Raw genomic sequence first — 10,741 nt, 5'->3', positions numbered from 1 at the left:
CGCGTTTAGATTTGACTTTTGGGCCTTTCCCATGAACTTCCTTTCCGTATAGGGCTGTAGAGCTATACGCATATAGCTGTCTAATTTCAGCGGCCGCTTTCCCGCTCGGCTCATACTCCTGCGCCGTCTGACCGTCCTGCTGCGCTCGGGAGTAGGCTTTTCGCAAATGGATGGATACGGGCACAAGTTCGGCCTTGAGCTGCGCGATGATCTCGCGGGCCTGCTCGATCTCTGCACCTGTCGGCGGACAAAACGTCAGAAGGACAGAAGGCTGTTTTCCGAGCTGCTGCACGAGCCGGACGGTTTGCATCATGGCTCGAATGTCGAGGGCTTCGGCGCGGGTCGGAATCAGAACCAGATCGGCCACGCTTAAAGCCGCCTCGGCAATGTCCCGCTGCTGCGGCGGGCAATCCAGAATGACCAGATCAGCCCCACCGTTGCGCATGGCGTCGAGGTAATGGGGCAGGCGGTTAAAGTTCACGTCCCGAACAGCGGGTGTTTCGCCTTTGCCGGTGGTCTTGCGGCGGTCAGCCCAAAAGCAGGCCGATGCCTGCGGATCGAGATCGAACAGGGCGGCGTTCTTGCCGTCCTGCTCGGCGGCTACGGCTAGAGCTGTGGCGATGGTAGTTTTGCCAACGCCACCTTTTTGCGAAATGACCGTGAGAATCTTCATGTTATAAGGCTATAGGAATTACAGTTAACGGAAGACTAATTAAATTCTAGGGCTATAGGGTTACAGGGCTAAATTGAGAGGATTCGCCGCCACCGTCAACAGCGTCATTGGCGGCGATGAGCGTTAAGCAGCCTGGCGGCGACTATCGTTAGCCGCCTTCACCTTGCCTCTGTCACGCTTAGGAACAAAGCTCGCCTCGTTACGCGCAGCGCGGCTAAGGGCGGGGCTTGTGCCTGCGCGTCTTCCCCAGACGCGGCCCTGCGGCGCGGCATATTTTTGTAGGTGCAGATAGCCTATATACTGCTCGTCAATTCCTTTGCAGATGTACTTCGCCAGGCTTTTAGCAGTCTTAGGGTCCACCGGCTCCGCCAGGACGTCATAGCGCCTAATATTGCGGTGCGCCCGCTCGACCCATTTGACGCGCTTCTTGTGAAACTCTGCCTGTAGGGCAGGGGGCACATGCAAAACCCAATTGCAATGCGCGTGACCGTTTGGATTTTCATGGGTGTAAACGTACATGGGCGGCATCGCTGTGCCGTAGAGCTGCTTTGTTCTACGATTCAGCCAGTCGCGGTATTTATGGCGGATGGCCCGAAAGATGGCACCCGCATATTCCGCGCTGTTACTGTCAAAATTGATGGTCAGATAGGTATTCAGGTTACAACCAAGCCACGCTGCAAAATCGAATGCATAGCTACTCAGCCAGGATTGCGGCTGTTCTTCATAATTTTCTTCTTCAGCACGATTTTGCCCTTAGGCGTCACCTTTGTCTTTGGCTCAATGTCGGTCGTATCTGTTGCAGCAAGCTCCGCGAGGTTTTTAGGAGCAATTTGCCGCCGTTTGATCACGCGCGGAAACTCATTTGGGTAGGCCTTAGCAACACCCTCTAGCAGCTCGACCAATGGAGCAAGGTCATACGCGTTGGACGCGATAATGCCCTGCGTGCGACGCTTCTTCTTCGCAATAATGTTATCTTTGACAAGCCGCGTCACCGCTCGCTGCACCTGCCGCTCGGAAACGCCCGCACGCTTCGCAAGTGTTCCCATGCTCGGAAATGGCATGTTGTCCTTCTGCCACCAAGCACCAACTAGCTGAAGAAGTACGAGCATTTCGACCGGTGTTAAACGACGGTCCTCATCTATGAAATTATTCAGCAACAGTAGATAATTGGGTATCTGCGCAAAGCCCCGCTCGGCTACCGCTTGCCCCCATTTTTCCACCATGTCAGACATAAAAACCACCTCACTTTTGTCAACGTCTACCATACGACATTATGTCGTTCAATATATAAGTAATCAGATTATACTCATCAGAATATACCTATCCACATATACATATCATATGAAAATTGCTCGGGGGAACCAACCGCCAAGAATAGCTAAACGTCTAGGACAAACCCATGCGAAAAAAATCATTTCACATATTGACTCGTTTTGCGCATCCGACATATACCTTACACATCGTCGGGCGGTCCCATTAGCCGACTTTGGCGAAGCTAGTTTCGATGTTCTTACCCGAGCGATATCGGGCTAGCGGGGGGGCGGTCCATATGAGGGGCCGCCCCTCTTGGATTTTAAGTATAGGTAGCGCTACCTCGGCCCGCTGCGAGGGCAGCAATACTGGCCAAATAAAATAAAAGCCCCACCTTACAGCGGCAGATCGTTTTTTAAATTTTGTTATATTTGCAGATTACCTCAAAATTGGTTCCATAATTCACATTATCACGTAGTCAGATAATTTCCGAAACAAAAGAAGCCCCGGGGGGAGACCGGAGCTTCTTTACGAGAGTGGGTTATACACCGCACTGAATGATGATCCGGCAGCAGAAAATGCAGGGCTTGGCAGCCGCCGGGCTGAACGTGGAGAGGGATGCGGTAAGCGCAACCAGCGCCGCCAACCCAACGATCTTCATCTTCTTCATTTTGCTTCTCCTTGTATTCGGTCAACTGTGTTGATGTCTGCGCTGTTTCTGCGCATCTAAATTCAGCTGCATCCCGGCCGATGCTCGGCTGAGGAGATGGTCGCCGCGGCGCACGAGGCCGCGGCGCATCGGTTACCTGAACCAGGCGAGACCGCCGGTGTTCGTCCAGCCGCCGGCCTGAGCTGCGGTGCCCTGCGCCGCGACGGCGCCGAAGGAGATCAGCATTGCAACGAGAATGGTGCGCATTTCAGTGGCTCCTTTTCGTTCGTCAGCGAGTGATTTCGCCTTCGATGAGAACGAAGCTAACACATTGAATGTAAATGGCAATTTTTTAGATTTCTTAGATCGAACGAGGTGTATTTAAGATAGTAGGTAGTCTACCTACTATGGGAGGGGAGAAATGACGGACGAAGATGAACCCGGGTCATCAAAGCCTGCGGAACCAGATGCGGAAAAGGAAACTGGAAAGCGCCCGGTGATACCAATGCACCTAAATAGTGCGCAGGCTGACGAGGCCGCTGCTCTTATCGGGCAATTCAAGGAATGGTACTCCCAGCAGGGAACCCTAGACAAGATCGAGGAAAGCGTTTCACGGACCAAAGAGTTCCTGCTCAGGTACGATCACACCCCTACTCCCCACGGTGGCATTGGGGAAACGGAACCATGGATTCGTCTGGAAGACAGTCTCCTGCCTGATCTAGAGAAAACTGACGATGCGATGAGACTTGATCTCCGGCTCTCTGGTTTACGGCTGAAGACTTTTGCCGAAGGTGCCTGTCGCTTCATCGGCATTATGAACGAGATCGATGGGCTACCCAAAAATGCCAACCGCTACAACGATGCGTCGACCAACCTTGCCGAATGGTTTCTGCATGAGAGGTTGATGAGAACCTACCTGCAACGGCTGGCTGCCAACAAGAATCCTAATGAAGGGTCTAGCCTAAAACTCCAAGACCTCCTCTCGGCCTACTTATATCAAGAGGGAGCGCAGCAAGGGCCGATCCGTGCTAAGGTCGTGCAGATGGTGGCATTGGGGCTGTGGGATGCTGACCCACCAACCACCAATCGCGCGTGGAGTATCCGGGCTGGCGTCGGCGGCGTCCGCTTTCACGTAGGCGTTTTCACACCTGTGGTGGATCATTTCAAAAAATATTTGCCTGGTGGATATTTGGAACGGAAGGGGCAAGCAAATGATCTTTGATCCAATTCGGGATGATCCCGACGTAAAGGTTGAACTGTACAAGAGAAGAAAGCGGCCGACTTGGGAAGCGGAGCGAGCTCACCTCTTGGAGCGCGTAGGATCGCTTTCGGGTGACGAGCGGGCCGCCGTAGAGAAAAGACTCGCCGAACTCGATGATTACCTTAGGTGAGGATGGACTGCCTTTAGGCGCGGAAACAGAGAGCGGACTAAGTCCTCCTCCTCTCTTTGATGATCCTGTCGCTCGAAGCTGGGATTTTGGCCCAGTTCAACAGCCTTGAAATTCTCCAGGCTTCCAGCGAAGGTTGAAAACCAAAAAGGGCACCCGCTAGGGTGCCCTTCATTCTGGGAAGCCGAGGATTCGTCCGCCCCAAGGGGCAACTGCCAATCTAATCTCGGCTTTTCAATTCTGAATATAGGGTGATTTGACAGGGGGGTCAATGCAAATAGAAGACGCGGATGCAGCCGCGCTTGCGCTGCTACTTTCACCAGAAAGGCTAGGGGCACTCAGCCAACTCACTGGAAATGTCAAAGCGGCAATCGAGCTACATCAGGAAACCCTGAGGCTCGGCGCCGCTCTCATGAACATCACCGCTAGCATCGAAATCGCGCTTCGCAATGCGATCTGCGAGAACCTCGGACAGCACTTTGGCGTGGCGGGATGGCTGCTGACCCCCCCGGCACCGTTTCAATGGAAAGAAGAAGAAATCAAAAAGATCAGGCGGGCGGTAGATAGTGCCCGCAGAAGCGAATACGCGAAGCTTTCACAGGCTGAGAAGCATGCCCTTGATGCTTTAGCCTTTCCGAACGGTCGTCCCGCTCACCTATCGCATCTAAACCGAGCAAAGGCCCGCCGAGGGCAAATCCAGGTATCAGACGGCAAGATTATTGCGGAGCTGACATTTTACATCTGGAAGCGCCTATGCGGCCCAGACTACGAACATACGCTCTGGAAACCAACCTTGAAACGGGTTTTCCCATATAAGAAGATCACGCGTTCCGAAGTCGCAGATCACCTCGAAAACCTTTATCAATCGCGCAATCGTCTCGCCCATCATGAACCGGTTCTGCACGGTAGATTTAGGGATGCTGTCGCCGCGATAAAATTCATCGTCGAGCATCTGCACGCCTCTCCGCCCACCGACCAGACTCCACTGGCTAGGCTGGTCGCAGGAGACCTTGTCGCCGTAGAAGCGCAGGCCGTAGTGCTGCATGCCAAACTGGATTCCTACAGGACGTAAAAGGAAACATGATCGAGAGAGAGGGCGGACATAATTTTAAACAGCTCAAGGAATCTATCCTTTCGCGCAGCCAAGCAACCTACCGTTCCCGTTTATCATCTTTGTCCCGTTCTTTCGGACTTGCCCCATAACGATGCCGTCCCAGAAGCTGATCACGTTGCTCCTGGGTAAATTCATGTCCCTTTTGCGTCTGATCCGTCGCCTCTTTAATAGTGCTATCTAGCCGCTCACGCTGTTGAGATAACGCCGCCTCCATGCGCTCCCAAAGGCTATCGAGGCGCGATCGTTGCGCAGCGATCCACACCCTGAAACGATCTACGTTACGCGCCACGACCTCGCGCCAGAGATTACCGCGCTCGCTCTGCTCGCCCCTACGCTCCAATGCTAAGGCAATAGCACCGATCTTCGGCTCCGGATCGCGGTCGAGTCGGGCGGCGGCAAGATCAAACACAAGCGCTTTCGCATTGTCGTTGGCGGCACGAGCCTGTTCAGCCTTCTCCTGCGCCTCGACGCGCTGTTCCTCCAAGCTGCGATGATCTACTCGGCCGGCATGGCCGGCTCGCTCCAGTGCCCGGTTAACGGCATCCTGCCATGTCTCCCGCCAATGCTCGATAAGGGCCGTCTCGTTCCAGCCGCGCTCCTTCTTGCCGAAGCCGTCACCGACGATCTCCCGCATGGTCAGCATGACATGTGCATGGTGATTACGGTCGTCGCCTTTGCGATGCGGCGTATGGATGGCAACATCAGCGATCATACCCTTCGCTACGAAGGCCATCCGCACGTAATTCCGCACTAGGGAAAGCCGCTGGGAGGCGTCCAACTCGTGTGGCAGAGCAAGCTGCACCTCGCGGCTCAACTGTGCATCCTTGCGCTTCTCTGCGATCTCCACAGCGTTCCAGAGCGCCTTACGATCTGTCATCCAGGCCGGGGTGTTCTCGGGTGCCAGAATTTCAGCATGCACGACACCGGAACGGCGGTTGTAGTCGTGCACCTGGCCCGTGCGGCGGTCCTCGATGAGGACGCCAGCACGATAAGCAGCGGCAGCCGTTACGCTGCGGCCGGCTGACCGGGAAATCACCTGTGCTGAGAAGCGATAAATCGCCATTGCCGTTCCCTTCAATCGTGCGGTTCAGTGGCCAAAGGTCCAACGCTCCTGGGGAAGCTACCCGGCGGCGTAACCCCTTGAAGACGCGCACATTACGAAGTAATGTATAAGCGCGCACTTTCATTTGGCAAGCGAACCACATCCCCCTTAGTCTATCTACCGCACCACGCGAATGAACAGCCTTACCCCTGCCCTGCCGTCCATCCTTGTCCTGCTTACCGCCTCCGGCCTCTACGGGTGGAGCAGGCGGGGTCGGGAACGGGGAGCTGCATGGGGAACGGTCCTGTTCGCGGCTCTGCTGATCGTTGCGAGCCTCTTGGCCGTATGGGCTATTATAGCGGCGGGATGGGCCAGCGTTTCATCCAGCCGTTCCGGCGTGGTGGAAAAGCTGGCGGCAAGCATTGACGCCATTCTGGCGATCATACTGTCCGGCACGCTTCCAAGCCTTGTCCTGGTCGGCGTGATCGTCGTCGCGGCAGTGTCGTGGATCGTCTGCTCCGGGGAGTTCGGCAAGGCCTGGGCGATCCTATTTCCCGCCTCTCATGTCGTCGCCGATGGCCCGTGGAAGGCTGCATTTCTGACGGAATCCGACATCGCCGATCTTATCCGGCTGCAGAATGGATTGCCGCTCGGCCTGACCAAGGGCGGCAGGATCGTGCGCTATGCCAAGAACGACGAACGTGGCTGGATCGGCGGCCATCATGCCGTCATTTCCGGCACACGTGGCGGCAAGGGTGTCTCCGCCATCATACCCGCCATCTTCGACCATGACGGGCCTGTCGTCGCCCTGGACATCAAGGGTGAGCTTGTCGATACCACAATCGCCAGCCGCACGGTCAAAGGCCAGCGAGTGGTCGCCCTCGATCCTTTCCGGACATCGAAGTCGAGCCGGATCGAAGGCCAGAAGCCGATCGGCTTCAATCCGATGGCGTTTATCCGCCCCGCCCATCGCAGCCGTGATGCGGCCGTTCTGGCGGACGGCATGATCGTGCCGGAGCAAGGCAGCGGCGCCCATTTCTCAGATCGGGCGCGAGCCTGCTTGCAGACGACTATAGAGGTGGTTCACGAGCTGAGCGAAGCACCCACGCTGCATGAGGTTCGCGGTCTCATCCTCAGCGCCGGGTTCCTCGATACGCTGACGGCATGGGCCGAAACGCCGAAACTCGCTGGAGGCCGGGCAGCCGAGCTGGCAGGTTCTTTCCTCGCCATGGGGGACAAGGAACGCGGTTCAATCATCTCCACCGTCGCCAAATCGCTGGAATGGACTGGCGCGGACGCAATGCGCGGATTCCTCGGGGTTAAGACCGGCATCAACCTCGAGTCTCTGCTGCGCGGCGATACTGACCTGTTCATTGTCATTCCATTGGACCAGGTGACAGCACAGGCCGGATTCATGCGGTTGATGGCAAACCTGCTGCTGGCTTTGATGGTCCAGCAGCAGGAGCGGCAGCCAGCACGAAAACAGGTGCTGTTTGTTGCCGACGAATTCACCCGCCTCGGCCGTCTGGATCGCATCGTCGATATCGCCACCGTCGCGGCGGGCATCAATCTCGAAACCCTGTTCATCCTGCAGGACAAGGGCAGCCTCGAAGCCGTCTATGGCCAGTCTGCCGACACGATCCTCGGATCGTGTGCAACAGTCAGAATTTTCAACCTCGGGCGCGGCGACAGCCGCACGGCCGAATGGGCCTCCAAACTTGCTGGGTATCAGACACTGCGAACCCAGTCGACCTCGGCGGCGGCAGGATCGAAGACAGCAAGCACTAGCTCGGCTGAAGTCCGTGAACCACTACTGACGGCAGCCGATATCCTCGAACTGCCGACCAGCGAAATGCTCTGCTTCATTCGGGGAAGAAAGCCGCTGCGGATGCAGCGGATTCTCTGGTATAAGCTGCGCCGCTATCGCAGCGACTAGCTCCTGTTCATGGCAACAACGAACGAAAATTTCGGCGAATTTCTCTTCGAATTCATTCTTCAAAAATATTTCGCGCCATGACAGCTCTAACCTCATTGGCTCTAGGTCCGAGATGGAAAACCGGGTACATCTCGTACTTTGGATTATCGCGCATTTCAGCCGTTATATCGTGAAACATCTCACCGAAGTCCAATTTTGAGACCCCTGTTTTCTCGATCCAACGGTTTATCTCATCGTTTCCGAAAACGGGGGGTTCGGCTCCAGCTTCATACCGGATGCAGCTCTCTGAGATGGCTGCGACTGCAAGCTTCAGCGTTTCGTTTCTTTTCTCTTCTGTCCACAGTGTGTAACGCATTATATTTCCTATAGTTTGAACCGGACTTTTTTCTCGGTCTTCTGGTCAAACCGGCGCTCCATCTCGGCAATTGCCTCCTTCAAGGCCGCCGCGATCTTCTTGATATCCGTCGGATTTTTTCCATATGCCCGCTCATTGGAAAGATTGCCAATCCTCTGAATTGCAACCAATGCTGCCTGCGTCCTGCCTTCGGCTAACTTTACGAAATTCGCGCGCTTTTCCTCAGGGGTGACTACCTTCTTCGGCTTCTTTTCGGTCTCTTCAGTCATGGCGATATCCTTTCATCTGGCCGCCTTTCGATGCTGTGACGAGCACAATCTTACGTCAACAAAAAAGTGAATTTCGGCCTAAAAAACATGCAGGGTGAGATTTATTTCAGAAATTTGTTCGGTAGTGGATTGCGCCGCTCTGATTTTCGACTGACGATTTCAAAGGATGGTTCCGCAAGACTCCATCCTTCACACACCCCAAAGCGCGAAAGGCTTAGACATGAACGACCTCGTACCACCACCTTCTTCTACCGGCACCCTGCAGTACGACATGACCCTCATAGGGAAGACGGCAGTCCTGAGCGGCCGAAAGCAGTTCGGCCAGGAGAACCCGGCCGAAAAATTCTACGACCATTTTCTCGGAGATGAGGAGGCGCTGTGCCGCTACTGCATCGACGCCTTCTTCCATGATCCGCATAACACCGCCGGCGCCAATATCATGCGCCAGGCGATGAGCATGGCACCCGCTGATCTGTCGGCCGCCATTGTTGCCTACTACCGCTCCTAAGCGACGGTTGGACAGATCAGGGGCTGGGTTCTTGCCCAGTTCCCTGTTCGATGCAGGCCGCAGGCCAAATCGAACCCGCGCGAAGCGCGGAACTGATGTTCCCCGTCCCGATACATATCATGCACCGACACGCGCAGCGGGAGTCACCCGTAGGGCCGGAGCGTAGCGGAGGACAGCCGTAGGCTGTTGACGGAGCGAGCATGACGGTATGCTGCCGTTCGGGATGAGGAAAACTTGTCGGCCAAAGGCCGACTCCGCTTTCATTTCCTCATAGGAATAGATTTAGATTGGGATTCAGACCGGCTGGCGGATTCACGTTGTTTGTCGATGCCGGCACCTAGCCGTGCCAGCGCACGCGCAAGCGGCCCGTCCTCCATATCGAACAGTGGCCGCTCCGCCAGCGACAGGCTTTGCCTATGCGCTTCGATCTCGGCGGCTCGGCTCTGTCGCGCGTGCAGGAAGTCGTCTGGTTCGGGTGTCGATTGACCATATCGGCCGAGAAGCTGCAGCGCCCTCTTTGGCAAGCTAAGCCTATAGGCATTGCTGGTCTGCTGGAGCTGCGGCCCCCGGCCCTTGTTTCCGGTCGCGATATAGCGCCGGAGCCAATCGATAAAGCCATGCTCCCGCAGCGCCTTCAACGCGCGGCTGATCGCATCTCGTGACCGCTTCAGCATCCGCATGAGTGTGTCCAAGGACGGTTCGAGGCGTCCTGTGCGGAAATCAATCAGGTTCGCGAACAGCTCTAGGATTTCGAGAGCAATCGGACCAAGCGCTCCGTTGCGTGTGCCCGGCTGTCTTGTCGCCAGCTCGTAGCGTCTCGCCGCCATCACAATGCGGCGCACCTCCTGCCGATCAGTACGCCGCCAGAATACCCCCTCACAGCGGCCAGCAGCACGCGAATGGCGTCGAACTGGCTCTACCGTCCGCCCGGTCTCTCTCCCGTGCTGTGCGGCCAGGATATCACCCAATGGTGCAAACATATCTCGTCCTCTCGGTTGAAACCGACAAGGCGAAGGCTCCACGCGAGAACCTTTGGCGGCAAAAAGCCAAACGCTCCCGTGGCAAGAAACCTCTTGCAATGTCCCGGTGATTTTGGGAAACTGCGATTGTCCAGATCACATTTTCCGGTTCGCCGGATATCAGAAGCCCGCCCTTGGCGGGTTTTTGTGTATCTGGGCCTAAGCCCTCCTGTCAGCTATTCCCCGCCGGAATCAGCGGAATCTTGGTTATGATGGTGCCTGCCGAATTGCTCGACCGCAACCCGCTATAGCCTTACAGTGCTATAGCTTTATTTCTTTGTCGTCTGCGCGTTTAGATGCGCCCCGCCCTTGCTGGTGAAAAACAGGTCTAGCGCCTCCTGCAAAAGCTCCTTCTTACTGCGCCCCGTTTCGGCATGTAGAAAGGCCAGATTGCGGGCGTAGCTTGGCGGAAGGTTCGCCCCTACAAGTACCGTCTCCGTCGCACTCTCGGCCTGCACCGGCTTTTTGCGCAGCCTTCGGCGCGTGGTTGTGTCGCTCTCTGCAAGTGCGGGCGGCTCGGCCGGAAGGCTTTCAAGC

At 56.0% G+C, this 10,741-nt stretch carries 13 protein-coding genes; 4 read left to right on the top strand and 9 right to left on the bottom strand.

The window, feature by feature from the left end; genetic code table 11:
• From M0654_RS22455 to M0654_RS22845, 4 genes are all read right to left on the bottom strand, one after another.
• The coding region (locus M0654_RS22455) for a ParA family protein (protein WP_248684983.1) at positions 1-673 on the bottom strand (673 nt) is incomplete at its 3' end.
• A gap of 123 nt (positions 674-796) precedes the next feature.
• Entirely contained in the window at positions 797-1,192 is a 396-nt protein-coding gene (locus M0654_RS22450) for a hypothetical protein (protein ID WP_248684982.1), read from the bottom strand.
• A gap of 179 nt (positions 1,193-1,371) precedes the next feature.
• Positions 1,372-1,905, bottom strand: coding sequence for a helix-turn-helix domain-containing protein (locus tag M0654_RS22445; protein WP_248684981.1), 534 nt, complete (start codon positions 1,903-1,905; stop codon positions 1,372-1,374).
• Positions 1,906-2,465: 560 nt separating this feature from the next.
• Positions 2,466-2,594, bottom strand: coding sequence for a hypothetical protein (locus M0654_RS22845; RefSeq protein ID WP_282571743.1), 129 nt, complete (start codon positions 2,592-2,594; stop codon positions 2,466-2,468).
• Positions 2,595-2,994: 400 nt separating this feature from the next.
• On the opposite strand from M0654_RS22845, the gene M0654_RS22440 reads away from it, so the two are divergent.
• Complete coding sequence (locus M0654_RS22440; protein WP_248684980.1) at positions 2,995-3,795, top strand: hypothetical protein; 801 nt, start codon at positions 2,995-2,997, stop codon at positions 3,793-3,795.
• Positions 3,796-4,232: 437 nt separating this feature from the next.
• Positions 4,233-5,033, top strand: coding sequence for a hypothetical protein (locus M0654_RS22435; protein WP_248684979.1), 801 nt, complete (start codon positions 4,233-4,235; stop codon positions 5,031-5,033).
• Between the two features lie 79 nt (positions 5,034-5,112).
• On the opposite strand, the gene mobQ is transcribed toward M0654_RS22435, so the two are convergent.
• Entirely contained in the window at positions 5,113-6,138 is a 1,026-nt protein-coding gene (gene mobQ, locus M0654_RS22430; protein ID WP_248684978.1) for a MobQ family relaxase, read from the bottom strand.
• A gap of 172 nt (positions 6,139-6,310) precedes the next feature.
• Here mobQ and M0654_RS22425 point away from each other — a divergent pair, with 172 nt between their 5' ends.
• On the top strand, positions 6,311-8,053 hold the full coding sequence (locus M0654_RS22425; RefSeq protein ID WP_248684977.1) for a type IV secretory system conjugative DNA transfer family protein: 1,743 nt from the start codon (positions 6,311-6,313) through the stop codon (positions 8,051-8,053).
• A 52-nt stretch (positions 8,054-8,105) separates the two neighbouring features.
• On the opposite strand, the gene M0654_RS22420 is transcribed toward M0654_RS22425, so the two are convergent.
• On the bottom strand, positions 8,106-8,408 hold the full coding sequence (locus M0654_RS22420; protein ID WP_248684976.1) for a hypothetical protein: 303 nt from the start codon (positions 8,406-8,408) through the stop codon (positions 8,106-8,108).
• An 8-nt stretch (positions 8,409-8,416) separates the two neighbouring features.
• A complete protein-coding gene (locus tag M0654_RS22415) occupies positions 8,417-8,677 on the bottom strand; it encodes a hypothetical protein (protein ID WP_248684975.1) in 261 nt (86 codons plus the stop codon).
• 220 nt (positions 8,678-8,897) lie between these two features.
• Between M0654_RS22415 and M0654_RS22410 the strand changes: the two genes are divergently transcribed.
• Positions 8,898-9,185: a hypothetical protein gene (locus tag M0654_RS22410; RefSeq protein WP_248684974.1), complete on the top strand. Its 288-nt coding sequence runs from the start codon at positions 8,898-8,900 to the stop codon at positions 9,183-9,185.
• 260 nt (positions 9,186-9,445) lie between these two features.
• On the opposite strand, the gene M0654_RS22405 is transcribed toward M0654_RS22410, so the two are convergent.
• Complete coding sequence (locus M0654_RS22405) at positions 9,446-10,165, bottom strand: helix-turn-helix domain-containing protein (RefSeq protein WP_248684973.1); 720 nt, start codon at positions 10,163-10,165, stop codon at positions 9,446-9,448.
• A gap of 308 nt (positions 10,166-10,473) precedes the next feature.
• Positions 10,474-10,741, bottom strand: a 268-nt coding sequence (locus tag M0654_RS22400; RefSeq protein ID WP_248684972.1) for a ribbon-helix-helix domain-containing protein, incomplete at its 5' end; no start/stop codon positions are given.

Source organism: Neorhizobium turbinariae, assembly GCF_023223505.1.
Lineage (GTDB): Bacteria > Pseudomonadota > Alphaproteobacteria > Rhizobiales > Rhizobiaceae > Neorhizobium > Neorhizobium turbinariae.
This window is presented reverse-complemented; position numbering and strand designations above follow the sequence as displayed.